The following is a 21,233-nucleotide window of genomic DNA, read 5'->3' as shown; positions in this document are numbered from 1 at the left end:
GTCCCTTGCGAAAAGCCTTCTCCGACCTCTCGGGGAGAGCCGATGCTCGAGGTTCGCAGCTGTCCGGCTCTCGCAGCAAGTTCCCTGAGATCTAACCGCACGCGCTAGCTGTACAGCTCTCGCCAGCTAACGAGCTTTACGTTGCCCGCAAAGGCCGCTATCGAGCTCAGACCCGGCACTGTGCCGGCGCTGAAGTTGCCAGAGAGCGTCATATCACCGCTAGCGTTGGCGTACCCCGTCATGCAAGCACCTCCCGCTGAAGTAAACTTACCTCGATCCGGATACGGTTGTCCGGTAGCAGGATCTACACCGCCCCAGGTTACCACCGTGCCGTTGAAGCCACCGCGGTTACCTGCTATCTCGAAGTTGCCGTTTTCGACAACGATTACCCCTTTTCTCGTACTGTTGGTGCAGGGTGCGTTGATGTTCCAGACCACCTTGTTGTTCACGTTCCAGGTCGGGAACCGGTAGAAGACAACGGTGTTCTCGCTCGAACTCGAAGGCCAGTCGGAAGGGTTGATGTTGTAGGTCGTGCCGGCAGTCGAGGGGTTGCGGTAGTTGTCATTGCCAGGGGTGGCCGTCTCCTGCTTCTGCGCCTCCGCCCGGAGGGTTTCGATAAACGCATAGCTACCGTCGGGGTTTTGGAGCAGGGTAGGGTCGAAGGGGAAAGATATTATGGAGGGATCGACGGGATTGGTAGACGGGGTAGTCTTGCTAGCGTAGTAATCGGCTACAACCCTAGGAGAGGTCAGCCTGTCGAAGCTTCTTGTGTTCTTGGCGACCAAACCATCAGTTGAGTTGTTGTTCGTAAGAGTGCCTCTGACGGCTATTCCTCCAAGCGAGCTGCTCCGAGCCGTGGCGTTGAAGGCGTTGGGGTACGACTGGCTGTCGGTGGTCTCGGCCCACCTCTTGAAACCCGCGTCGTCCGAGTTGCCCAAACTGAACTGTGTGCTACTGACACCTATGGTGGCGTTACCAAGCGCAAAGTAGCTAAGGGCATCGGAAGCAAACGCTCCGTTGACGTTGAGGCTGTTACGCGTGAAGTAGGCCGGCGGTAGTGAAGCCCCCGCCGTCCGGGTGAATACCGCCTCGATCCTGCGCCTGGCGTCGCTGTAATCGCCCGTAGACGTTACGACGAAGGAGTTGTTGGCAAGCTTATACTCGATCTTTACGTTGACGGAGTCGGTAGTAGCCGCGCTCCCGTCTAAGTTCGTCAGGCTCGTCCCCCCCTGGCTCGTCGCCCACCGAACATCCGCCGAACCCCCGTCATAATGGCCGGGGATAGAATCGGAGGTAAGCTGACGCTTCGCGGCCTGCACCCCGGCATCCGCCAACTCGAAGGCTCGCTGACCCTTATTGTCCGTAACCACCGCGTCGAGGTCGCGCTGCACGAACGTCAGCAGCCCGGCACCCATGACACCTATGAGAACCAACATGATGACGGCAAGGCCCATCGTCATCCCTGATTCGTCCCGCAACAACGCTTTTATGCTGCTCATAGCCTGTTCCTCAGATCCACATTTGTCGTAAGCACCTGGGTACGTCCGTCTACGTTGACGTTGAGCCGCACCTGCACCCTCTCGATCTCGCCTTCGTTGGCCGTGACCGCCGTGCCATCGGCCCTGAAGTAAGAGAAGCTGAGCCCGTTGAGCGCGACTGACTCCACCAAGGCATCTCCCGTAGCCGATGCGCTACTCGAATTGACTCGGCGCAGCGTGCACGGAGCGGCCGTGCACGCTGCGCCGGAGTTCGGCTGCGTAAGCTTGTAAGTAAAGAACTCACACGTACCCGTAGAAGGACAGGTGAGCTTCATATCACTGGTAAGTTCATTCCCGAATGTCATCTGCGTGCTGCCTGGCATCGCGGCGGAGCCCGGACTCGATAGGTTGAAGAAGAGGTGATCGTCCGAGGCCGAAGCGTTGCTCTTGTCGTAGGAGTACGCACCCCTCAACTCCCGCTCCATCCGCTCTACGCCCAGCCGAGCGTTCTCGACGGCTTCGACCTTATCGTTGCCGAAGGAGAAGACGCGCAGGCTCATGCTGAAGATGTTGTGCAGAGCGAAGAACACCACGATCATGACCGTGATCGCCACCATCATCTCTGCAAGGGTGAACCCTGTCTCGTCCGCAAGCAGGTGGCGCCTTATCTTCCTCACTTAGCCACCACGCCGTCTGCACTGTAGGTTTTGTTGCCGTCCCAGCGAACCGTAACGGTTATCCTGATCAGGCCGTCGTCGCTGGCCTTGTCGGCAAAACTCTGAGACGCGGCTGCTGGGTCCGTCGCCGAGCCTACGGGTGGCTGATCGAGAAACTGCTTCCGCACCTTGAACTCGAAGCCCGAGAAATCGCCCGACGCGCCGCCTGTCACCGCCCTGTACGAGGATTCGTAAGACCCCGATCCGCTGTACGTAGTGGTAGTCGAAGCGGGCTCGGGGAAAGTATCGCGCACCTCTTGGTCCCCAACGGTACTGGTGTTGTACGGTAGGCTCTTGGCCTCCTCAAGCGTCAGATTCGCGAGCGTTCGAGCCTTATCGTATTTGCCACCCTGGGACGCGCTCTTGAGGCCCACGTCGAACATGCTGACCATCGGGATGATCGCGATGGAGAGGATGACGATCGAGGCCATTACCTCCACCAGCGAGTACCCGGCCTCGTTCTTCAACGCCTTAATCAACTTTGATGCTCGAGGTCGCGATATTAAACGTCAGGCAATGCGTTGTGGGGTTGCTAGCGTTCGACGAAACTTGGATACGAGGCACACCGGAGGGCGTGCTGGAGGGGCACCTATCCGTAACACCGGTCAAACCCGCGTTCAGGGCTGCTCCCACCGTACTCGCCGTTCCATTGGCCGCAAACTCTATGGTGATAGGGCCAGAAGCCAGAAACAGATTGGGAGATGTAAGACGTATAGTGTTCGATTCGAAATTGCGCGGCCTCTGAACGGTGCCTCCGCTGGGTATGGGCTCTACGAGGCAGTAGGCTGCTGACTGACCGTTGCAGGTCACAGGCGAACCATTGCCATTAAAAATCAGCCTCGCTGCACCGAGACGGTTACTCGCGCTTGTGTGAGCCAGCCGCAGATCTGCTTTGACTTGGTTAGTAGCGGAGTCTACTCGTCTGCTTTCGACTACGTTTTGCCAAGAGGCAGCTGCTATGGCGAACAAGATCCCCGTTATTGTGATGGTGACCAGTACCTCACCCAAGGTGAAGCCTCTTGCCTCTCGATAAAAGTTCAACGCTCTACTCCACGAGATCATGCTTTAGTTGTCGGTCAAGAACAGGAAAACCTTTAGTGCGTCCACGCAGAGAGCTTTATTGCTTCAAAGTCACGGAAAGCCCTCCGGTACCCGACCAACCTGTGCCGAACTCCAAGACAGAAGTAGAGAAAGTAATGGAACAAGTTGGTCTCCAAAAATGGCATGTGCTGCATGCGATCCACTGAGAAGGCCCGACTAAGCCCACATTCTTACTTAGCTCAAAACTCATGATGCTGAAGTAACAAGAGGCACCCCCGGAGGGGCGCCTCGGTACCGCGGGCGCTTAGACTAGGATCAGGTGACCTCGACGACCCGGCCCGTGTCGGTGTTGAAGGTGTAGTCGGTGCCGGTCGGGTTGGCACCGTGCGAGCCGGTGGCGCTCCAGTTCGTCGGGCCGGTGGAGGCCGGGGTGACGGTCACGCCCGTGGTGCCGTTGAAGCCGTAGGAGGTGTCGAGGACCGTGAGGGACGTGCAGTTCTGGGTGGCGCCGGCGGTGCCGTTGTAGCTGTCGTTGTTCTGGGCGGCGCAGGCCTGGGCGGCGGCCGCGGCGTTCCTCAGGTCGCTCTGGACCGCGCTCGAGCGGGCCCGGTCCCTCTGCGCCAGGAACGTCGGGATGGCGATGGCGGCGAGGATGCCGATGATGATCACGACGACAAGGAGCTCGATGAGCGTGAAGCCGCCCTGCCCGGTCTTGTCCTTCTCCTGTGCTTCCTTCAACCTGCGGGCAAACCAATTCAGCATGTCCTTCTCCTTCTCTCTTTACTTGCTTACCGCTTGCTTGTTTGTTGCTGACACTGGTATTAGGCCCACCCCGCGAGGTTCTAGACACCTCCAGACGAAGTTTTTCGGAAACTTTTTCGAGCGCTGTTTTATGGGGGCTAGCACGCGTCGGCCTTGACCTTCACGCGCGAGGTCGCGGCGAGGACGGTCAGCCTGTTCTCGGGGCTCGTGTCTATCGTGACGCAGGTGGAGCCGCTGACGCCGCCGTAGAACCTCATGGTCCCGTCGGTGTTGAACTCGACGGTCCGGGTCTGTCCGACGGTGGTCGGCGGGACGGCCCAGCCTCCGGCGCCAGTGTCGAGGGTGCCGGCTATGTTCATCACCTTAACGTTGGCGGGGAAGGTTCGTGGCTCTGGAGGGGTTGCAGGGTCGACGACGGGTGTGGCGGTGGCGGGGTATGGAGCGGCCAGCTTTACGAGGTAATAGTCCGGGCCCTCGTCTTCAGCGGCTCTGTCGGGGACGAGCACGACGCGCCAGTCGGTGAGCTGGTTTGTGGCGCTGGTGTGGGCGAGGCGCAGGTCGGCTTTGAGCTGGTTGGTGGCGGCGTCGACCCGGCGCTGCTCCAGGAGGCCGAACCAGACGATCATCGCGATGACGAGGAGGATGCCGAGGATGGCGATGGTGACGAGGAGCTCGGGGAGGGTGAAGCCCCGCTCGTCGCGCCGCCATGCCGACCTTGCAAGCTCTGTCACGCTCCGTACGCCCGCCTCTCCTCGTGCCTCGTTCGCGCTCGGGGACTGGCCCGATCCGAGGAGACGATGTCAGGCGGAGGACGACGGGGCATCGTCCCGGGGGGATGAAGTTCGGCTTATCCCCCCAGGCGTTGCCGCGCTTGCGTTCGAGAAATAGGCAACTACGGGCAGCCTCGGGCCCGACGAGGGGCCCGACGCTGCCGTGCGTGACGCGGCTTGCGCCGCCGTTAGTTCTTGCGCTCGATGAACTCTATGCGGTAGCCGTCGGGGTCCTTGACGAAGAAGAGGCGGGTGCCGCTGCTCATGGCGTGGGGCTTGCTCTCGAAGTCCACGCCGCCGGCGTTCTCCAGCTTCTCGGCCAGGGCGTCGAGGTCCTCGACGGCGAAGGCGACGTGGCTGTAGCCCTCGCCGAGAGGGTACGGCTGCTCGCGGTCGTGGTTGAGGGTGAGCTCGAGGCGCGGCTCGGGGTCGCCGGGGACGGCGAGGAAGGCGTTGGTGGCGCTCGAACCGATGGGGCTCTTGCGCGCGAGCTCGAGGCCGAGCTTGTTGGTGTAGAAGTCGAGGCTCTTGTCGAGGTCCAGGACGCGGTAGCAGGTGTGAACGTATTGCATCGGACGCTCCTCCGTCGCTAGCTTTTGCCGTCGGCCCTCAGCGAGGGGTTATCCCCGCCGGAGCCGAGGTTATTCTAGGACAGCGCGGCTCCCCGTACGCGCGGGAGGCTCGAGGGTATGCTGCTTCGCTGCCGGGCGCGAGATGGGTCGGTGGCTGGTTGCTGATCTGCTGACGGCCACCAAGCTGTTAAGCTTGCGGCGTGGAAACGGGGAACGTCACGCGGGGGTTGCCGGAGGGGGCGGCCCGGCGGGCGGCCAGGATCGCCCAGGTCGGGGCGCGCTACGGGTTCGGCTACGTGTTCGGGCGACGGTTCCTCTTGGGACGCCGCGCGCGGGACGTGGGCCGGGTGGGCACGCGCTTGCGGCTGGCGATGGAGGAGCTGGGCCCGACGTTCGTCGAGCTCGGGCGCTTCCTCTCGACGCGGGGCGACGTCCTCCCGCCGGACGTGGTCTCGGAGCTGGAGCGGGCCTCGTCGACGTCCCGGCAGATCCCCTTCCCGAGGTGCGAGCGCTCGTGGAGAGGGAGCTCGGGAACTCCCTGGAGCGTCTCTTCGTGGAGTTCGGGGAGGCGCCGGTGAGGGTCGGGGTGCTGACGCAGGCGCACCTCGCGGTGCTGCCGGGGGACGGCCCGCGCGGGTCGTGGTGAACCGCCCGGGGATACGCCGCGACCTCCTGGCGATGCGGCCGGTGGCGGACGTGGTCCGGAGGCGGCTCGCGGGAGGGACGGAGGGGGGATGCCGCTCGACCCGGTGCAGGCGGTCGCGGAGTTCGCCCGGTACGTCGGGCAGCGCCGGGACATGTTCTTCGCCGCACAGGCCGCCCGGCGCCTGCGCGAGCTGGAGGGGTTCGGGCTCCGGGTGCCGGAGAGCTACCGGCGGTACTCGACGGGGCGCTGCGCGACGTTCGAGGCGCCGGAGGGGCCGACGCGCCGGTCGTGGTTCTACCGGAGGCCTCGCGGGCGCTCGTGCGGCTCGCGCTGACCGAGGGGCTCTACTTCGCCGATGCCGCGCGGGAGCGCTTCGCGTGGGCGGACGGAGAGCTGTGGTTCGCGGACCCGACGGAGGCCTTCGCCCTGGACGGGGAGCGGCTGCGGGGCTGGCGGAGGTGCTGGCGGCCGTGCGGCGCGGGGACGCGGACGGCGTGGCGCGCGCCCTGCCGCTGCTCGGGTGTCCGGTGCCCCAAGACGACCGGGTGCTCCGGCGCGAGCTCCGCGACGTTCTCGGCTCTCTGGGCGGGCCGCTGTGGCGGGAGCACCCCTCCGCGAGATCCGGGCGCGCGGCCTCGAGGCGGCCAGGAGGGGCGGGGTCGTGCTCCCGACGGAGGTGGCCGGGCTGTTCGACGCCCTCGTCGACGCGGAGCGGCTCGGGGGGCCGGAGGTGACGCCCCCGGGGGAGGCGGCGCCGGCGACAGTTGCGGCGGCGGAGGCGGCCGGGGAGCTCGTACGGAGGTTTCGGGACCCGCTCTACGTCGTGGAGCGGACGGCGGGGAGGCTCGTCCAGGGCGACGCCTACGCGGAGTACCCGCGCCAGATCCACTCCCTGCTCGACGAGCTGAAGGACGGCGAGATCGAGGTGGCCTTCAAGCACCGGGGCCTGGACGAGCTGATCTCGCGCGTCGACGTCCTCGCCAACCGGCTCGTCTTCGCCCTCCTCATAGGCGGCCTCGTCCTGGGCTCCTCCCTCATGGGCGTCTTCGGAGAGAGCGGCGTGCGCCTCCTCGGGATCGGGGTCTTCGGTCTCGTCGGCTTCGTCCTCGCCGCCGTGCTCGGCCTCGCCCTGCTCGTCGGCATCATCCGCTCGGGGCGCTTGTAGGGCGCGGTAGGAGACCGGCGTATGGACCGGGCCCTTCTCTTGTAGACTCCCCTCGTCCGATCGAGAGAAGGAGGGGCTGCGTGGAGGGTCAGATCCGCACCGAGGTTTTGAAGACGGTCCCCTACGGGTTCTACATTACGGGGGTGATCGGGGCGAACGGCGAGGCCAACGGCTTCACGACCTGCTGGGTGAGCCAGGTCTCCTTCGAGCCGCAGCAGGTCGTCGTCGCGGTGCGCAAGGACCAGCACACCCACGACCTCATGGAGTCCGGCGGCGTCTTCTCCCTGAACTTCCTCTCCACGGACCAGGAGGAGCTCGCCCGCAAGTTCACCGAGCCCCTCGACAACGACGCCGGCACCGTCGGCGGCTCCGCCTACACGACGGGCGAGGCCACCGGCGCCCCGCTCTTCGACGAGGCCTTCGCCCACCTCGAGTGCCGCATCGTGAACAAGATGGAGGCCGGCGACCACACGGTCTACCTCGGCGAGGTCGCCTCCGCCGCCCTCAAGCGCCCCGCGGACATCCTCACCGACCTCGACACCCCCATGGACTACGGCGGCTAGAACCGGCCCGGAGGGACGCCTCCTCGAAAATATGGCCCAAAAAGGTGATGCGGCGGGCGGTGCGGCGTGGCAGAGTGGCAAACCATGAGCGCGACGAAGATAGGGAAACAGAGAGAGCAGCGAACGGGCCGCAAGAACTCGACCGAACCTCCCTGGAACGTCCTCCTGCACAACGATTGGGACAACTCCATGCCGAGGGTGGTGCTGATCCTGAAGAAGGTCCTACCGGGGATGACCATCGGGAGGGCCACCAGGATCATGTACGAGGCCCACTCGTCGGGCCGGGCGGTGGTCAAGCGATGCCACAAGGAGCTCGCGGAGCTCTACAAGGAGCGCCTGCAGGGCGAGGGCCTGACCATAAGCCTCGAACCTGCGGAGTAGCCAGGGAGAGGTCTGCGCCCCCCGGGTCTGGAGCTCGGAGACCCTCAGCTCTTGCCGAGCATCCTCCGGACGCGCAGGCCCTCGCGATAGCCGCGGTAGTAGGCGAGACGGTCGGCGCCGTCCCAGTCGTTCAGGTGGTCGTTCTCGGCAAAGGTCTGCACGGGCTGGAACCGCCCGTCCCACCAGCCGCCCTGGTAGGCCGGCGTCTCGCTGAGGACCCCGGAAGTGGAGCGCACACCCGCCGAAGATCCGAGGTTCGTAACGACTTGTGCCTGGAGCATGGCGGCCCTCCTGCCTCGACTCGTCTTCGGGGCCGTATATTACACACATGTTTCACGTAAATCAGCTTACGTTAACGAATCCTAATGCGGGGGCGGCGGAGCCGGCCCCGGGCACCCGTTCCGCGCGCTCCAGACGGAGACTGGCCTAGGCGAGGGGTTCGGGCTCGCGCGGCTCGTCGGGGCGGAGGAGCTCCGGGGCTCGCCCGGGCATCGTCGGCTCGGGGTCGCCGAGCTCGCCCTCGTCCGGGACGTCCCCTTCGAGGAGGGCGTCTCCCGTGCGGGGGCGGAAGAGGCCGAAGGACGAGGTGTAGCCGTGCAAAAAGGTCTCGCCCCCGACCGGTCCGATCTCCCCGTTGCAGAAGAACCCGCCGACGGGCAGCTCGCCGAGGTGCTGCTTGAAGACGGCCGTGTCGAAGTTCGGCTCGCCGTAGAGGTGCTCGCCGCGCCCGAGGCAGGAGAAGAGGAGCGCCCCCGAGAGGTCGTCCTTGCGGGGCAGGGTGTTCTCGTAGCCCGTGAGCATCGCGTGGAGGTCTTCGGCGGAGGTCTTGGCGTCGCGCAGGTGGAAGCGGACCCGCATCCCCTCCTGCAGGCGCTCCCCGACGCCCAGGGCCCCGCTCTTCGGGTCTATGCCTATAAGGTTCCGGACGAGAAAGTCGCCGACCTTGCCGTCCTCGGCGAACTCGTCCATGAGGACCCCGATAAACAGCGAGGTGCCCGCGAGGCGGCGCTCCTCCTCGTCCATGCCGGAGAACAGCTCCTGGAGGACCTCCAGGGCCGGGCGGCCCTCCAGCTCGCGCAGGATGTTGCCGTCGCAGGCGGTTACCTGCATGAGCTCGCCCACCGGGCGGCAACCCTGGGCGACCACCGTATCCACGACGACGTCGCCGGTGAAGGAGGCCCCGATCACGCCCTCCGTGTGGACCTCGTCGTTCAGGAAGAGGGCGTTGAGGCCGGGGGAGGTCGCGCCGCTGGCGAGCCCCCCGATCTTGGCCGCCCCGGGGAAGGCGAAGTCGAGGCCGGCGAGGAGGGCCTCGGACCTCGTGCTGAACGGGTCGGCGAGCAGGACGAATTGCGGCTCCTCCGTAGGCCGGACGCCGACGAGCTCCTCCCAGGCGTCGGGCGGGCCGTCCATGTCGGGGAGCCCCTCCCCGAGGTGGAACGGTTTGACGACGACGTCGGGGAGGCGCGCGGCGGTCAGGGTTATGGCGGGCGCCTGCTCGACCTCCTCGCCGCCCCCGATCACGCCGCCCGCGGAGCAGCCGAGGAGGGTCTGGGGGGCGAGCGCCCCGCTCAGCGTCTCGTGCAGCCCGTCGTAGAACTCGGCGAAGTGGGGCGTGACGAAGACAAAGGCCACCGTGACGGGTCCGGGCCCGAGCTCCGCCCGGACGCTCCCCGCGCACTCCAGAACGGCCTCCTCGAAGGAGGTCTTACGCGATACCGCCGTTGCCCACTGCATGCCCTGACCTCCGCTTCTCGCCTCAGGCCTTTATACCGCGCCGCCCCGGCGCTTGCCGGAGTTGCGTAGCCGCAGCCTGCGGTGGAGCAGGTACACGAAGAGCGCCGCGCCGAGGACCGCCGGGAAGAGGAGCCCCGAGAAGACCGCGACCCCGACCCAGAAGGCGACGGCGATCACGGCGCTGTCGACCATGCCGGGCGGGGGCGCCACCCTCCCCCACCTCCTGCGCCCGAACGCGAGGACGAGGGCCGTGGCGAGGGCGCCGGAGAGAAGCCAGCCGGCGTAGTTGCTCAGGGGGATGCCGTAGTAGGGGCCGCCCTCCGGCCAGGTCCAGAAGCCCAGAGAGGCCGCGCCGGGGTCGAGGACGCCGTCTATGAGGGTCAGGAGCACGGCGGAGCGGAAGATCCAGCCGATCGTCCTCGCCGCGCCCCGCCCGTAGCTGGGCCTCGGGGCGGCCGCGGCGACGGCGCCGAGGACGAGCGGCGCCCAGGAGATCGGGAGCAGGAACGGGACGAGGCCGAAGAGCTTCGGGCCCAGGGCGTCCCCGTAGAAGAACGTGCCGTACGGGAGGCCGGTGACGACGCCCGTCGTCTCGATCGCGTAGCCGAAGGCGGCGAGGGCGAGAAAGGCGAGGGCCGCCTTTGCGGGGCCAAGGTAGGCGAGGAGGGCGGCGAGGGCGGGCAGCGCGATCAGGAACGTCGAGACGAACGAGCCTATCCCGGCGCCGGGGACGTCCGGGAAGCGGACGGTGAAGTACGAGGCGCCGAGGAAGAGGGCGCTCACCAGGATCAGGAGGCGCGGGGCGGCGGCGAAGACTCTGCGGATCACGGGGGTATGGTAGCCCAGGCGCCCGTCGAGCGGCTGGTATATTGCTCGTATGCTCCCTCGCCTCTTCCACATCTCGCGGCCGGTCTTGTGGATCAACACGATCGGTCCCGCCGTCGTCGGGGTCTGGCTCGCGGGCGACCTGTGGCGGTGGGAGGCGCTGCCGCTGCTCCTCTGGCTCACGCTGCCGTTCAACCTCCTGATCTACGGCGTCAACGACGTCTTCGACCAGGAGACGGACGCCAAGAACCCCCGCAAGGGGACGCTGGAGGGCGCGAGGATCTCGCCGCGTGAGGTCCGCCCATAGCCCTCGGCGTGCTCCTCACCAACGTGCCGTTCCTCCTCTACTTCCTCGCCTTCTACCCGTGGGGGGCGAACCTCTGGTTCTTGCTCTACGCCGTCCTCTTCGTCGGTTACTCCGCCCCGCCGCTGCGCTTCAAGGCCCGCCCCTACCTCGACTCCTTGAGCAACGCGGCCTACGCCTTCCCGCTGGTCTTCGTCCCGCTCGCGCTCGGCGAGGGCGTCCTGTGGCCCGCCGCCTTGGGCCTGATGGCCTGGAGCGCGGCGAAGCACACCTTCGACGCCGTGCAGGACATAGACGAGGACCGGAACGTGGGTATATGGACGACGGCGGTCCGGCTCGGGGCCCGCGGCGTGGTCCTGTGGAGCGGCGCGTGGTGGACGATCGCCACGGTCTGCTTCGCGCTCGTCAACCCGCTCGTCGCGCTCGTGAACGCCACCTACGCCGGCTGGCTCCTGTGGTCGCTGAACACGCGCCCGACACCCGAGACCGGGCACCGGCTGTACCCGTTCTCCATCGCCTTCCCGTACGTCGCCGGGACCGTCGCCGGGGTGCAGCTCGTCGCGGCGATCTCCCTTGGGGCCTACCCGTGAGCCCGACGAGTAGCAGGAGGATCGTCGTCGTCGGCGGGGCCTCGGGGGCTCGCCGCGGCGGCGCTCCTGGGCAGGGCCGGGCACAGGGTGACGCTCCTGGAGGCGAGCGACGATCTCGGCGGCAAGAGCCGGCGCATCGAGGTCGGGGGGCAGCGGATGGACACCGGCCCCTCCCTCGTCACCTTCCCCGGCGTCTGGGAGGAGCTCCTGCGGCGCTGGGACGGTCTGGGGGACGGGCGCGAGTCGGCGCGAGAGGTAACGGGCCTCAAGCTCCGGCGGCTCGGGGAGGTAGGACGCTACTACTACCGGGGCAAGGTCTGCTCGCTGCCGGTCGAGGAGGGGCACCCGTGGCGGGCGGCGTGGGAGCGCTTCGAGGACATCCACGGGGGGCTCGGGCCCGAGGTAACGAGCCTCCTGACCGCGGACCCCCTCGACCGGGGGACGCTGCCGGCGCTCCTCAAGCTGCTCCGCGTCTACGGCGCGAAGCTCACGACGCGGGGCTACCTCGACGCTTTGCGGTGGCTGCCGGAGGGGTTGCGGGAGGTCATCGCGATCCACACGCTCAACGCCGGCGTCGGGCCGGACCGGACGCCGGCGCTCTACGCGAGCATGCCCGCGATCATGGCGCGGGACGGGGTCTGGGTGCCGGAGGGCGGGGTCTACGAGATCCCGCGCGCCCTCGAGAACCTCGCCCGAGCCGCGGGCGTGGAGATCCACACGGGGGAGCCCGTAACGGCGATTCGGCAGGGCCGCGTGCTGACGGAGGGCGCCGAGTACCCCGCCGACGCCGTCGTGAGCGGGCTCGACGCAGGAGTGCTGGAGGAGAAGCTCGCGCCGCACAGGCACAAGGCCCGTCCGGGGAAGCTTTCGTGCTCGGGGGTGGCGATCTACGCCGCGCTCCGGGAGGAGCTGCCGGAGAGCGTCGCGACGCACGGGGTCGTGCTGCCCGGGGACCCGCGGGTCCTGTACCGGAGCCTGGAGGCCCGGGAGGAGCCGGAGGAGACGATGGCGTTCGTGAACTACTACCGGCCGGGCGAGGTCTACCCGAACGACGGGGGGACGCTCGCGCTGCTCCTGACGGCGCCGCCGAACGGGCGCGCCTACGGGCTGGAGAGCCCGTTCGTCGAGCGGGAGCTGGGGCGCCTGGGGCGCGAGATCGGCCTGTCCCGCCCCATCGAGGAGTACCTCGGGGAGCACGAGATCCTGCACCCCCGGTACTTCGAGGGCCGGGGCGCGCCGGGCGGGGCGCTCTACGGGGAGGTGCGGCCGTTCTGGAGGAGCGGGCCGTTCCACAGCCCGCGCTACAACGACCGGCGGCGCCCCTGGCTGTGGCGGGTCGGGGCCTCCGTCCACCCGGGCGGCGGCATCCCGGCCGTGCTGGGCGGCGCCATGATCTCAACCACCCGGCTCCTCCGATCCCTGGGAGGCTGAGGTGAACCCCGGCGACGAACGCGGGCTCTTCGAGATACCGGACGGCGTCGTCTACCTGAACTGCGCGTACATGTCGCCGCAGCTCCGCTCGGTGCGCGAGGTCGGCGAGCGGGCGGTCGGGAGGAAGTCGAGGCCGTGGGAGATCACGCCCGCGGATTTCTTCGAGGACTCGGAAGGGGCGCGGGCCCTCTTCGCGGAGATTATCCACGGCGACGCGGAGGGCGTCGCGATCATACCTTCGGCGAGCTACGGCCTCGCGACCGCCGCGGCGAACGTGCCGGTCGCCGGGGGCGAGGGCATCGTCGTCCTGGAGGAGCAGTTCCCCTCGAACGTCTACCCGTGGCGGGACCTGGCGAAGAGGACGGGCGCGAGGCTCGTCACCGTGCCGCGCCCCGGCGACCACGACTGGACGGCGGCCGTGCTGGACGGGATGGACGCACGGTGCGCCGTCGTCGCCGTGCCGAACTGCCACTGGACGGACGGCTCCAGGCTGGACCTCTCGCGCGTCGGGGAGAGGGCGCGGGAGGTCGGGGCTGCGCTCGTGGTCGACGCCACCCAGTCCCTCGGGGCACATCCCCTGGACGTCTCCGAGGTCAAACCGGACTTTCTCGTCACCGCGGCGTACAAGTGGATGCTCGGGCCCTACAGCCTCGGGTTCATGCACGTCGGCGAGGGGTACCGCGAAGGCGTCCCTCTGGAGCAGACCTGGCTCGGGCGCGAGGGCAGCGAGGACTTCGCCTCCCTCGTCGAGTACCGGGACGCCTACGCGCCCGGCGCCCGCCGCTACGACGTCGGCGAGCGGAGCAACTTCGTCAGGCTGCCGATGGCGATGGAGGCGATGCGCCGGATCCTCGAATGGGGCGTGGCGAACGTGGCCGAGGGGCTGACACGTCTTACAGGGCTCATCGAGGAAGAAGCCGTAAGACGCGGGATGAGGGCCATCCCGGCGGAGAGGAGGGTCGGGCACATGATCGGTCTCGGCCTCGACCCCGGCGCGCCGGGGGACCTCGCCGCGCGTCTCGCCGCCGAGGGCGTCTACGTGAGCGTGCGGGGGCGTTCGCTGCGCGTCTCGCCGCACCTGTACAACACGGAGCGGGACGTGGAGAGGCTCTTCGACGTCCTCGCCCGCCACCTCCCTTGACGCCTACGGGCGGCGGTGCTCGTCCTTGAGGATCGCGTACAGCTTCATGTCCCGGTACGCCCCCTTCAGGAACTCCCGCTGCCGCATCGTCCCCTCGTAGGTCATCCCGGCCTTCTCCATGACGCGCGCCGAGGCCGCGTTCTCGGCGAAGCAGCGGGCCTCGATGCGGTTGAGGTCCAGCTTCTCGAAGCCGTAGGAGATCATGGCGGCCAGCGCCTCCGCCACGAGCCCCCTGCCCCAGTAGTCCCGGTGCAGGATGTAGCCGACCTCGGCGCGGGCGTGCTCGCGCTCCCAGGCGACAAACCCCGCGGTGCCGATGAGCCGCCCGTCGCCCTTGTAGACCAGCCCCCAGTCCGGCGCGTCGCCGCTCCCGTAGCGGCCCATCGTCAGGTCCAGAAAGGCCTCCGCGTCGCCCAGGGAGCGGTGGGTCTCGAAGGACATGTAACGCGCCACCTCGGGGTCGGAGGCGTAGGCGAAGACGGCCGCGGCGTCGTCCGGCGTCAGCGCGCGCAGGATCAGGCGCTCCGTCTCCAGCCTCGGCGGTCCGCCCGCCGCCGCGCCGCCCCTCGCCCTCCGGCGCATCTCAGGCGGTCCCCGGACCGGCGAGGCCGCGCGCTCTTGCGGCGGCCCGGACCGCACAGCCCGTGAGCGCGAAGAGGACGAACCGCACCGCGCGCAGCGCCGTCCACGAGCCCGCGACGGGCACGAGCTCGTCCGCGACGTCGTCGGGGGGCGACGGGTGGAGAGGCATCGGCACCGATAGCGAGAGCGGCGTCACTTGCAGGACGAGGCGCGGGGGGAGGCTTGTGGACGGCACGCTCCTACCTTTCGGTCCCCGGTATTCAAGCGCCGTTCGCGCCGCCGGGCAAGGTCGGCAGGAGGCCGGGGAACTCGTGCCAGGACTCGAAGCCGTGGACGTCGTCTCGCTCGGCGACGACCTTGCGGTTCCACGGCTGGATCATGGTCGCCGTCCACAACCCGGCGTCCGCGACGCGGCGGATGGTCTCCGGCCGGTCGTCCACGATGCCGAAGGCACCGAGCTCGCGCAGGATGCCGAGCTTGTCCTCCGTGGTGACGGTCAGCCCGACGTCGGGCCCGAAGTGCTCCTTGAGCCAGGGCTCGAGGTACGGGGTCATCCCCGCGGGGTCCCAGTTGTGGGTGACGAAGTGCACCCGCACGCCCCGCTCCTCCTGCAGGGTGCGCAGGGCCTCCGGGGAGCCGGGGTAGGGGTCTCGCTCGCGGACCCGCCTCGGGGAGAGGGCGCGCGTGTAGATGCGCATCGCCGCCATCTCCCCGTAGGCGTCGAGGACGTGCGTCCAGGTCGTGAGCTCCTCGGGGTCCAGCACCTCGCCGGTCTCCTCACGGACGGCCTCGCAGACCCACTCGCTGAGGTTCCAGACCGTGCTGTCCACGTCGACGCCAAGGGTCCTACGGCTACCGTTGGTGTGGTTCACGCATCAACTCCTCTATCGGGATGGCCTCCGCGAGGCCGGTCTCGGGGTCGAACACCGCGTACTCCGCGCCGGCCTCCCGCGCGATACGCGCGTGCCGGACGAGTCCCCCCGCATCGTCTATCACGCCTAGGCCCTCGGGGAGGTCGAGGTGCGGGGCGGCGTCGCGGAAGGCGGTCGCCTTCTCGGTGCTCGTGAACAGCGCGGTCACGAGCACCTCTCCCCCGTCCGTCTCGACGGTCAGGAGGGGTGCCTCGCCCTCGCGTCGGAGATGAGGTAGACGGGAAACGTCGTCTCCGGGCGGGTTCGGCCGCGCGGCGCGCGACGTCCCGGCGTAGAAGAGGCCCGTCCCCGCTTCGGAGACCACGAGCACGTACCCCTCCCCCGCCGACGCGAAGACCTCGACCGCCGCCCAGCCCGGCAGGACGCGCGGCTCCAGGCCGGAGAGGGCTTCCAGCCCGTGCTCCGCGGCGTCTTCGGAGAGCTCTCGCGCCAGCTCTTCGCTCTCGAGGAGGACTCCGACGGTCGCGGGCTCGCCGCCGACCTCGGCCTCCGCGAAGACGTCCCGCCCCTCCTCGTCGACCAGCTTGTACAGGGGCGGGGGCGGCAGCTCTTCGAAGGGGAGCTCGCGAGTGGGGTCAGGCAACGGGGTCCTCCTCGCGGTTGACGAGGCTCTTGGCGCTGCCACCGGGGAAGAAGGCGGCGACGGCCAGGGAGGCGAGGCCCAGGGCCAGGAGCCCGTAGAAGGTCGGGGAGAGCGCGGCGGCGAGGGAGGAGGCGAGCTCGGCGTAGGCCTCCGGCGGGACGCGGTCGCGCAGCGCCGGCTGCAGGAGGGAGTTCGGGTCGGCGAGCAGGCGGGCGAGGCCGGCGTCTCCCCCCGCCGCCCTCTCGACGGCGTCCCCGTAGCGGGAGCCGAGGGAGGCGTTCAGGAGGGCACCCATCACCGCGACCGCGACGGAGCCGCCGACGGTCCGGAAAAAGACGATCGAGGAGGTGGCGGCGCCGCGCCTCTGCCAGGGGACGGCGTTCTGGACGCTGACGAGGTAGGCCGTGCTCGAGAAGCCGAGCCCGAGCCCGATCACGAACATCGCGAAGACGACGTACAGGAGGGGCGTCCCCGGTCCATCGGCACGCACAGCGCCCCGCCCGCGGCCACGAAGGCGGCGCCCAGGAGGAGCGCGCCGCGGTAGCCGCGGCGCAGGATCATGCGCCCCCGACCACCGATCCGAGCGGCCATCCCACCGAGAGCGGCGCGACGACCGCCCCCGCCGTCACCGCCGTCCCGGCCAGCGCCCCTGCACGAACAGCGGCACGTAGACCGAGACCCCGAAGAGCACGCCGCCGAGGGCGACGTTGCCGAGCACCGCGACCCTGAACACCCGGTCCCGAAGAGGATCGGGGGCACGACCGGATCCTCGGCCCTGCGCTCCACGACAACGAAGAGCCCGAGCGCCGCGAGGCCGCCGAAGAAGAGCGCGAGCGTCCCGCCGGAGAGCGAGGGCGCGCCCCCCTGGCCGAGAAGCGCGAGCAGGACGGCGATGAGGCCCCCCGTGAGCAGGGAGACGCCGAGGTAGTCCGGCCGGCTCCGGCGCCGCTCGAAGTTCTCGGTGAGGGTGAGGGCGAGGAGGACGGCCGCGGCGAGGCCGAACGGGACGTTCACGTAGAAGACCCAGCGCCACGAGGCGTAGTCCGTGATCAGGCCGCCCGCCGCCGGGCCTATCACGGCGGAGATCCCCCACACCGCCCCGAAGAGCCCTGGACGCGCGCCCTCGTCTCCAGCTCGAAGATGTCCCCGACGATCGTCACCGCCACGGGCTGGACCGCCCCCGCCCGAGGCCCTGCAACGCGCGGTAGGCGATCAAACCGGACATGCTCTCCGAGGTCCCCGCAAGCACGCTCCCCGCGAGAAACAGGGAGATCCCGCGAGGTAGATCGGCTTGCGCCCGTACGTGTCCGAGAGCTTCCCGAAGACCGGCCCGTGACGGTCGCGGCGAGAAGATACGAGGCGAAGACCCACGGGTAGAGCGGCAGCCCCCGAGATCCCCGATGACCGTGGGCATCGCCGTGCCGACCACGGTCGAGTCGAGCGCCGCGAGAAAGGTCCCGACGAGGGTGGCCAGCGTAACGAGCGCCTTGCGCCGGGGCTCATGCCCATCCCCTAGACGCCCCCGAGGCTTCGCCCTCTCGAGCGGAAGATGCCGTCAGCGCGCGGCTTCCGTCCCCGGCGACCGGGACACGAGCGCCGGACGCTCACGGCCGACGGAGACGGGACACCGGCGAGGGACACCCGAGCTTAGATTAAGGACTTCTGCTTGACGAGCCGGCGAGCGAGCTCGACCAGTTCCTCCGGGGCGAACGGCTTGCGCAGGACGCGAACGGAGCCGTGGGTGCGTTCGCCCAGGGTCCTGGCCGCCGGGTCCTTTTTGTAGACCGTGAGGACTACCGGGATCTTCTGGGTCTTGGGCATCGCCTTGAGGCAGTGACAGACCTCGACGCCGCCGACCTCGGGCATCGAGACGTCCATGACGATAAGGTCGACCTTGCGGGCAAGGGCGGACTGCAGGGCCGCCTGCCCGCTCGCGGCCTCAACGACCTTGAAGCCGGCACCGCGCAGGGCGTCGGCGGCCGAGGCCAGAAGGATGGGATCGTCGTCGGCGAGCATCACCGTAGGAGCCATAGGACGAGATTTTACACCATACGGCGTATGAGAAACCACGCACGATTCGCGCCGACGCGCGGGGGGAGATGGGATAACATTGGGGTCGAACGTTAGAGATTGGATTCTTGAACATCGAGGGGTGGGTTCGTGGAGCGAGAGACGTATTACCGCAAGGGCTTCAAGATGCGGGAGAACATACAGCACCTCCTCAACCGCGACTACCGCTCGGAGATCGTGGACAAGGTCCGCGAGAACGGCAACCTCCTGGAGGCCGAGGGGCTGACGGTCCGCCTCGCCGACGAGTTCGGCTTCTGCTACGGCGTGGATCGCGCCGTGGACTACGCCTTCCAGACGCGGGAGAAGTTCCCGGACCGCCGGATCTTTATTACCGGCGACATGATCCACAACCCTTCCATGAACAACCGCCTGCGCGAGATGGGCATCGAGTTTCTCTCCGAGGGCTTCAACGGCCGCCCGGACGAGCTCTTCGACACCCTGACCCCCGAGGACGTCGTCCTCCTCCCCGCCTTCGGCGCGCCCGTGGACTGGGTGAAGAAGCTGCGCGACCGCGAGTGCATCGTCGTGGACACCACCTGCGGCTCGGTCCTCTCCGTGTGGAAGCGCGTCACGCGCTACGCCAAGAAGGGCTTCACGAGCATCATCCACGGCAAGTACTACCACGAGGAGACGAAGGCCACCGCCTCCCAGACGGAGAAGGACGGCGGCAACGGCAAGTACCTTATCGTCCGAAACCTCAAGGAGACCGGCTACGTCACGGATTTCATCCTCGGACGGATGGACGCCGCTGAGCTCCGCGAGAAGCTCTCCCACGGCATGAGCCCCGGCTTCGACCCGGGAGAGGACCTCCAGAAGGTCGGCGTCGCCAACCAGACCACGATGCTCATGACGGAGACCATGGCCGTCGGCGAGGAGCTCAGGAAGGCCATGATCGAGCGCTACGGTGAGGAGAACCTCGCCGAGCACTTCGAGCTCTTCGACACCATCTGCTCGGCGACCCAGGACCGCCAGGACGCGCTCCTCGCGCTCCTGGACCATCCGCTGGACGTCGTCGTTACCGTCGGTGGCTACAACTCCTCGAACACGAACAACCTCGCGATCATCGCGGCCGAGAGGGTCCCCCGCAGCTACCACATAGCGAGCGGCGACTGCATAGACGGCGACACCATCCGCCACAAGCCCCGGGCACCCCCTCGACCCGCGCGAAGAGGTCGAGGAGACGGGCTGGCTGCCCGACGGGCCGGTGCGCATCGGCATCACCGCCGGGCCTCCACCCCGAACTCCCAGATAGGCCTCGCCCTCGGGCGCATCCTCGAGGCCCGCAACCTCTCCGCGGATCTCGCGCGGGCCTAGGCTCCGTCAGGCCCTCGGGGGCCTAGCCGGAGATCTCTAGCACCCTCCGGGCGATGTCCGTGAATTCCCGGGCGATGCCGGGGTCGGGCTCGATCTCCGCCCCGCCCTCCAGCGTGATCCTGACCTCGCCCCCGACTTCGCTGGCAGGGTCTCTGAGGTAGTTGCGCACCGCGTACCCGGCCCCGGCCGCGGCTCCTAGAAGCAGCAGACCGCCGAAAACCTTCCTCATCCTCGTCCCCTTCCCGGCGGCGGGCTCGTCGGAGCCCAACACCCGCTCCAGCTCACCGCGGACGTTGCGCATGTCGTAGAGGACGAGGCCGACGCGGGCCTCGGGGCCGGTCGTCGCGGCGAGGGTCCCTCCCCCCGACAGACCGACGAGCAGGACGTACCCGTCCTCGACCCCGATCCTGGCCTGCGCGAACGCGCCTTCGCCGCCCTCGCGCGCCGTCCGACGGGCGAGCCCGGCGAGCGCCGCGAGCATCGCGCCGTACCGTTCCCGATCCACCCCGGCCTGCACCGTCGCGGCCCGCAGATCCCCGGTACCGGAGAGCACCGCCGCCGTCGTAACCTCGCCCGAGAGCGACCGCAAGCCCTCGAGCAGACCTTCCAACTCCCCCGCGCCGATCGCGCCTCGCTCGGCCATTCCCATCCTCCTACTACCTTTGGCTTCCCGGGCGGGCATTATACCAACCCCCTCCCCCACGGCCCCCGCCGGAGGGCTCCATCCCCGTCGAGAACCCGGATCGGGAATTGCCGCTGCTTTGCCAACGGCCAATGTTTTTATCCGGTTATGCATTTTGTTTGTTTTTACGTTTCGTCGCGGTTCAACCCCTGCTACTTTGGCAACCATGTGCGGGTAGTCCGGCGGTAGCCGGGTCGAGAGGAGAGGGATGAGAGGTAAACACGTCTTTGCGGTGGTTCTCGCCTTGTCGACGGCCCTGGTGTTGGCGCTCCCCGCGTCCGCACAGTCGGAGACCTTCCGTTACAGGGGCAAGGTCGCCGATGCCGCCTTCTCGAACGTCAAGGGATGCGTGGGCACCGACGTCCTCGTCTCGGCGCAGGATTCCAAGGGGCGGCAGGCCCCGCAGCAGGGCTTCGGGGCGCCCTCGGAGGCGGTCGTCCAGATCTACAAGTACGACGCCTGCGCGCCCGAGCCCGCGCCGGGACCGGGGGCGGAGGAGCCCCAGTTGCTCATGGCTGCCTTCGGCTTCGCGCCTCTGAGCGGCGGCGACTTCGCGGTCGGCAAGAACCTCGGCACCGCGTCGCTCGACACGACCGTTCAGATGACGGACGAGGTCTCGGGCAACACCTTCTCCGTCGACGTGGATCTCAACTGGTCGGCGACGGCCGCCCCGAGGCGCTTCAAGGAGCGCTACAGCTACGAGACGACGGGCTTCTCGTTCTCCGGGCGCGTCAAGGGCGTGACGCGCGCCGCAAGCGCTTCGGGTAGCGTCTCCGACGGGACGGCGCAGTACGTGACCGGCGCCTCCGACTTCGCCAGGCTCCTCTCGCTCAGCAGCCGCATCAAGCAGAGCGGCCAGCCCCCCGAGGAGATCGGTTTCCCCGGCGTGGGGGCGGGTGCCGGGGCAGGCGCGCTGTAACAGCAGCCGGCAGCAGAGTCCCACCAGAA

30 protein-coding genes are annotated in these 21,233 nt (G+C 68.3%); 11 read left to right on the top strand and 19 right to left on the bottom strand.

The window, feature by feature from the left end; genetic code table 11:
* Nucleotides 1–104: 104 nt before the first annotated feature.
* The 7 genes from GBA65_RS05330 to GBA65_RS05300 all read right to left on the bottom strand — a co-directional run bounded on the left by GBA65_RS05330 (nucleotide 105) and on the right by GBA65_RS05300 (nucleotide 5,339).
* Nucleotides 105–1,499 (bottom strand): hypothetical protein, encoded by a 1,395-nt coding sequence (locus GBA65_RS05330; RefSeq protein ID WP_166395696.1) that lies wholly within the window; start codon nucleotides 1,497–1,499, stop codon nucleotides 105–107.
* A complete protein-coding gene (locus tag GBA65_RS05325; protein WP_166395695.1) occupies nucleotides 1,496–2,155 on the bottom strand; it encodes a PulJ/GspJ family protein in 660 nt (219 codons plus the stop codon). Before GBA65_RS05325 ends, GBA65_RS05330 begins: the two co-directional genes overlap by 4 nt.
* Nucleotides 2,152–2,673 carry a type IV pilus modification PilV family protein gene (locus GBA65_RS05320; protein ID WP_166395694.1) on the bottom strand — a complete coding sequence of 174 codons (522 nt, stop codon included), beginning with the start codon at nucleotides 2,671–2,673 and terminating at the stop codon, nucleotides 2,152–2,154. The genes GBA65_RS05325 and GBA65_RS05320 overlap by 4 nt, the downstream gene beginning before the upstream one ends.
* The gene (locus GBA65_RS26140; protein ID WP_407691042.1) at nucleotides 2,666–3,256 is read right to left on the bottom strand and encodes a pilus assembly FimT family protein; all 591 of its coding nucleotides are present in this window, start codon (nucleotides 3,254–3,256) and stop codon (nucleotides 2,666–2,668) included. Before GBA65_RS26140 ends, GBA65_RS05320 begins: the two co-directional genes overlap by 8 nt.
* 294 nt (nucleotides 3,257–3,550) lie before the next feature.
* Nucleotides 3,551–3,997: a prepilin-type N-terminal cleavage/methylation domain-containing protein gene (locus tag GBA65_RS05310; protein WP_166395692.1), complete on the bottom strand. Its 447-nt coding sequence runs from the start codon at nucleotides 3,995–3,997 to the stop codon at nucleotides 3,551–3,553.
* Nucleotides 3,998–4,134: 137 nt separating this feature from the next.
* Complete coding sequence (locus tag GBA65_RS05305) at nucleotides 4,135–4,728, bottom strand: prepilin-type N-terminal cleavage/methylation domain-containing protein (RefSeq protein WP_166395691.1); 594 nt, start codon at nucleotides 4,726–4,728, stop codon at nucleotides 4,135–4,137.
* 227 nt (nucleotides 4,729–4,955) lie between these two features.
* The gene (locus tag GBA65_RS05300; RefSeq protein WP_166395690.1) at nucleotides 4,956–5,339 is read right to left on the bottom strand and encodes a VOC family protein; all 384 of its coding nucleotides are present in this window, start codon (nucleotides 5,337–5,339) and stop codon (nucleotides 4,956–4,958) included.
* 200 nt (nucleotides 5,340–5,539) lie between these two features.
* Here GBA65_RS05300 and GBA65_RS05295 point away from each other — a divergent pair, with 200 nt between their 5' ends.
* Together GBA65_RS05295 and GBA65_RS05290 are read left to right on the top strand one after the other, a co-directional pair.
* A complete protein-coding gene (locus GBA65_RS05295; RefSeq protein WP_166395689.1) occupies nucleotides 5,540–5,917 on the top strand; it encodes a hypothetical protein in 378 nt (125 codons plus the stop codon).
* A gap of 156 nt (nucleotides 5,918–6,073) precedes the next feature.
* The gene (locus GBA65_RS05290) at nucleotides 6,074–6,319 is read left to right on the top strand and encodes a hypothetical protein (RefSeq protein WP_166395688.1); all 246 of its coding nucleotides are present in this window, start codon (nucleotides 6,074–6,076) and stop codon (nucleotides 6,317–6,319) included.
* Between the two features lie 10 nt (nucleotides 6,320–6,329).
* Here GBA65_RS05290 and GBA65_RS05285 read toward each other — a convergent pair whose 3' ends face one another.
* Nucleotides 6,330–6,593, bottom strand: a complete 264-nt coding sequence (locus tag GBA65_RS05285) for a hypothetical protein (RefSeq protein WP_166395687.1) — start codon at nucleotides 6,591–6,593, stop codon at nucleotides 6,330–6,332.
* On the opposite strand from GBA65_RS05285, the gene GBA65_RS05280 reads away from it, so the two are divergent.
* From GBA65_RS05280 to GBA65_RS05270, 3 genes are all read left to right on the top strand, one after another.
* On the top strand, nucleotides 6,581–7,150 hold the full coding sequence (locus tag GBA65_RS05280; protein ID WP_166395686.1) for a hypothetical protein: 570 nt from the start codon (nucleotides 6,581–6,583) through the stop codon (nucleotides 7,148–7,150). The two genes, GBA65_RS05285 and GBA65_RS05280, sit on opposite strands and share 13 nt — an antisense overlap.
* Nucleotides 7,151–7,230: 80 nt before the next feature.
* Nucleotides 7,231–7,713 carry a flavin reductase family protein gene (locus GBA65_RS05275; RefSeq protein ID WP_166395685.1) on the top strand — a complete coding sequence of 161 codons (483 nt, stop codon included), beginning with the start codon at nucleotides 7,231–7,233 and terminating at the stop codon, nucleotides 7,711–7,713.
* Nucleotides 7,714–7,779: 66 nt separating this feature from the next.
* Entirely contained in the window at nucleotides 7,780–8,094 is a 315-nt protein-coding gene (locus tag GBA65_RS05270) for an ATP-dependent Clp protease adaptor ClpS (protein ID WP_207956169.1), read from the top strand.
* Between the two features lie 44 nt (nucleotides 8,095–8,138).
* Here the strand turns inward: GBA65_RS05270 and GBA65_RS05265 are convergent, their stop codons facing one another.
* The 3 genes from GBA65_RS05265 to GBA65_RS05255 form a co-directional block, all read right to left on the bottom strand.
* Nucleotides 8,139–8,375 (bottom strand): hypothetical protein, encoded by a 237-nt coding sequence (locus GBA65_RS05265; protein ID WP_166395684.1) that lies wholly within the window; start codon nucleotides 8,373–8,375, stop codon nucleotides 8,139–8,141.
* Between the two features lie 145 nt (nucleotides 8,376–8,520).
* Nucleotides 8,521–9,831: an FIST signal transduction protein gene (locus tag GBA65_RS05260; protein WP_166395683.1), complete on the bottom strand. Its 1,311-nt coding sequence runs from the start codon at nucleotides 9,829–9,831 to the stop codon at nucleotides 8,521–8,523.
* 30 nt (nucleotides 9,832–9,861) lie between these two features.
* Nucleotides 9,862–10,659 carry a carotenoid biosynthesis protein gene (locus tag GBA65_RS05255; RefSeq protein WP_166395682.1) on the bottom strand — a complete coding sequence of 266 codons (798 nt, stop codon included), beginning with the start codon at nucleotides 10,657–10,659 and terminating at the stop codon, nucleotides 9,862–9,864.
* Nucleotides 10,660–10,708: 49 nt separating this feature from the next.
* Between GBA65_RS05255 and GBA65_RS22805 the strand changes: the two genes are divergently transcribed.
* From GBA65_RS22805 to GBA65_RS05240, 4 genes are all read left to right on the top strand, one after another.
* A complete protein-coding gene (locus GBA65_RS22805; protein ID WP_207956168.1) occupies nucleotides 10,709–10,963 on the top strand; it encodes a UbiA prenyltransferase family protein in 255 nt (84 codons plus the stop codon).
* Between the two features lie 8 nt (nucleotides 10,964–10,971).
* Entirely contained in the window at nucleotides 10,972–11,550 is a 579-nt protein-coding gene (locus GBA65_RS05250; protein ID WP_207956167.1) for a UbiA family prenyltransferase, read from the top strand.
* Between the two features lie 87 nt (nucleotides 11,551–11,637).
* Nucleotides 11,638–12,981, top strand: a complete 1,344-nt coding sequence (locus GBA65_RS05245) for a phytoene desaturase family protein (protein WP_407691041.1) — start codon at nucleotides 11,638–11,640, stop codon at nucleotides 12,979–12,981.
* A 1-nt stretch (nucleotide 12,982) separates the two neighbouring features.
* Nucleotides 12,983–14,122 (top strand): aminotransferase class V-fold PLP-dependent enzyme, encoded by a 1,140-nt coding sequence (locus tag GBA65_RS05240; protein WP_228281693.1) that lies wholly within the window; start codon nucleotides 12,983–12,985, stop codon nucleotides 14,120–14,122.
* A 3-nt stretch (nucleotides 14,123–14,125) separates the two neighbouring features.
* Here the strand turns inward: GBA65_RS05240 and GBA65_RS05235 are convergent, their stop codons facing one another.
* The 7 genes from GBA65_RS05235 to GBA65_RS05205 all read right to left on the bottom strand — a co-directional run bounded on the left by GBA65_RS05235 (nucleotide 14,126) and on the right by GBA65_RS05205 (nucleotide 18,250).
* Entirely contained in the window at nucleotides 14,126–14,704 is a 579-nt protein-coding gene (locus tag GBA65_RS05235) for a GNAT family N-acetyltransferase (RefSeq protein WP_166395681.1), read from the bottom strand.
* Between the two features lies 1 nt (nucleotide 14,705).
* Nucleotides 14,706–14,939: a hypothetical protein gene (locus tag GBA65_RS05230; RefSeq protein ID WP_166395680.1), complete on the bottom strand. Its 234-nt coding sequence runs from the start codon at nucleotides 14,937–14,939 to the stop codon at nucleotides 14,706–14,708.
* 25 nt (nucleotides 14,940–14,964) lie between these two features.
* The gene (locus tag GBA65_RS05225; RefSeq protein ID WP_166395679.1) at nucleotides 14,965–15,576 is read right to left on the bottom strand and encodes an HAD family hydrolase; all 612 of its coding nucleotides are present in this window, start codon (nucleotides 15,574–15,576) and stop codon (nucleotides 14,965–14,967) included.
* Nucleotides 15,557–16,219, bottom strand: coding sequence for a hypothetical protein (locus GBA65_RS05220; protein WP_166395678.1), 663 nt, complete (start codon nucleotides 16,217–16,219; stop codon nucleotides 15,557–15,559). Before GBA65_RS05220 ends, GBA65_RS05225 begins: the two co-directional genes overlap by 20 nt.
* A complete protein-coding gene (locus GBA65_RS05215; RefSeq protein WP_166395677.1) occupies nucleotides 16,212–16,709 on the bottom strand; it encodes an MFS transporter in 498 nt (165 codons plus the stop codon). Before GBA65_RS05215 ends, GBA65_RS05220 begins: the two co-directional genes overlap by 8 nt.
* On the bottom strand, nucleotides 16,652–17,296 hold the full coding sequence (locus tag GBA65_RS05210; protein ID WP_166395676.1) for an MFS transporter: 645 nt from the start codon (nucleotides 17,294–17,296) through the stop codon (nucleotides 16,652–16,654). The genes GBA65_RS05215 and GBA65_RS05210 overlap by 58 nt, the downstream gene beginning before the upstream one ends.
* A 570-nt stretch (nucleotides 17,297–17,866) precedes the next feature.
* A complete protein-coding gene (locus tag GBA65_RS05205) occupies nucleotides 17,867–18,250 on the bottom strand; it encodes a response regulator (RefSeq protein WP_166395675.1) in 384 nt (127 codons plus the stop codon).
* Between the two features lie 129 nt (nucleotides 18,251–18,379).
* Here GBA65_RS05205 and GBA65_RS05200 point away from each other — a divergent pair, with 129 nt between their 5' ends.
* Nucleotides 18,380–19,603 carry a 4-hydroxy-3-methylbut-2-enyl diphosphate reductase gene (locus GBA65_RS05200; RefSeq protein ID WP_166395674.1) on the top strand — a complete coding sequence of 408 codons (1,224 nt, stop codon included), beginning with the start codon at nucleotides 18,380–18,382 and terminating at the stop codon, nucleotides 19,601–19,603.
* A 22-nt stretch (nucleotides 19,604–19,625) separates the two neighbouring features.
* Here GBA65_RS05200 and GBA65_RS05195 read toward each other — a convergent pair whose 3' ends face one another.
* Nucleotides 19,626–20,246 (bottom strand): roadblock/LC7 domain-containing protein, encoded by a 621-nt coding sequence (locus GBA65_RS05195; protein ID WP_166395673.1) that lies wholly within the window; start codon nucleotides 20,244–20,246, stop codon nucleotides 19,626–19,628.
* A 247-nt stretch (nucleotides 20,247–20,493) separates the two neighbouring features.
* Between GBA65_RS05195 and GBA65_RS05190 the strand changes: the two genes are divergently transcribed.
* Nucleotides 20,494–21,204: a hypothetical protein gene (locus GBA65_RS05190; RefSeq protein ID WP_166395672.1), complete on the top strand. Its 711-nt coding sequence runs from the start codon at nucleotides 20,494–20,496 to the stop codon at nucleotides 21,202–21,204.
* Nucleotides 21,205–21,233 lie beyond the last annotated feature (29 nt).

It is taken from the genome of Rubrobacter marinus, from assembly GCF_011492965.1.
Lineage (GTDB): Bacteria > Actinomycetota > Rubrobacteria > Rubrobacterales > Rubrobacteraceae > Rubrobacter_F > Rubrobacter_F marinus.
This window is presented reverse-complemented; position numbering and strand designations above follow the sequence as displayed.

What these genes read in the sequence shown, in the direction of transcription:
- GBA65_RS05290 (WP_166395688.1), top strand. Translation starts at nt 6,074, where the DNA reads ATGCCGCTCGACCCGGTGCAGGCGGTCGCGGAGTTCGCCCGGTACGTC.
- GBA65_RS05235 (WP_166395681.1), bottom strand. Translation starts at nt 14,704, where the DNA reads ATGCGCCGGAGGGCGAGGGGCGGCGCGGCGGCGGGCGGACCGCCGAGG.
- GBA65_RS05260 (WP_166395683.1), bottom strand. Translation starts at nt 9,831, where the DNA reads ATGCAGTGGGCAACGGCGGTATCGCGTAAGACCTCCTTCGAGGAGGCC.
- GBA65_RS05330 (WP_166395696.1), bottom strand. Translation starts at nt 1,499, where the DNA reads ATGAGCAGCATAAAAGCGTTGTTGCGGGACGAATCAGGGATGACGATG.
- GBA65_RS05195 (WP_166395673.1), bottom strand. Translation starts at nt 20,246, where the DNA reads ATGGCCGAGCGAGGCGCGATCGGCGCGGGGGAGTTGGAAGGTCTGCTC.
- GBA65_RS05300 (WP_166395690.1), bottom strand. Translation starts at nt 5,339, where the DNA reads ATGCAATACGTTCACACCTGCTACCGCGTCCTGGACCTCGACAAGAGC.
- GBA65_RS05265 (WP_166395684.1), bottom strand. Translation starts at nt 8,375, where the DNA reads ATGCTCCAGGCACAAGTCGTTACGAACCTCGGATCTTCGGCGGGTGTG.
- GBA65_RS05190 (WP_166395672.1), top strand. Translation starts at nt 20,494, where the DNA reads ATGAGAGGTAAACACGTCTTTGCGGTGGTTCTCGCCTTGTCGACGGCC.
- GBA65_RS26140 (WP_407691042.1), bottom strand. Translation starts at nt 3,256, where the DNA reads ATGATCTCGTGGAGTAGAGCGTTGAACTTTTATCGAGAGGCAAGAGGC.
- GBA65_RS22805 (WP_207956168.1), top strand. Translation starts at nt 10,709, where the DNA reads ATGCTCCCTCGCCTCTTCCACATCTCGCGGCCGGTCTTGTGGATCAAC.
- GBA65_RS05310 (WP_166395692.1), bottom strand. Translation starts at nt 3,997, where the DNA reads ATGCTGAATTGGTTTGCCCGCAGGTTGAAGGAAGCACAGGAGAAGGAC.
- GBA65_RS05205 (WP_166395675.1), bottom strand. Translation starts at nt 18,250, where the DNA reads ATGGCTCCTACGGTGATGCTCGCCGACGACGATCCCATCCTTCTGGCC.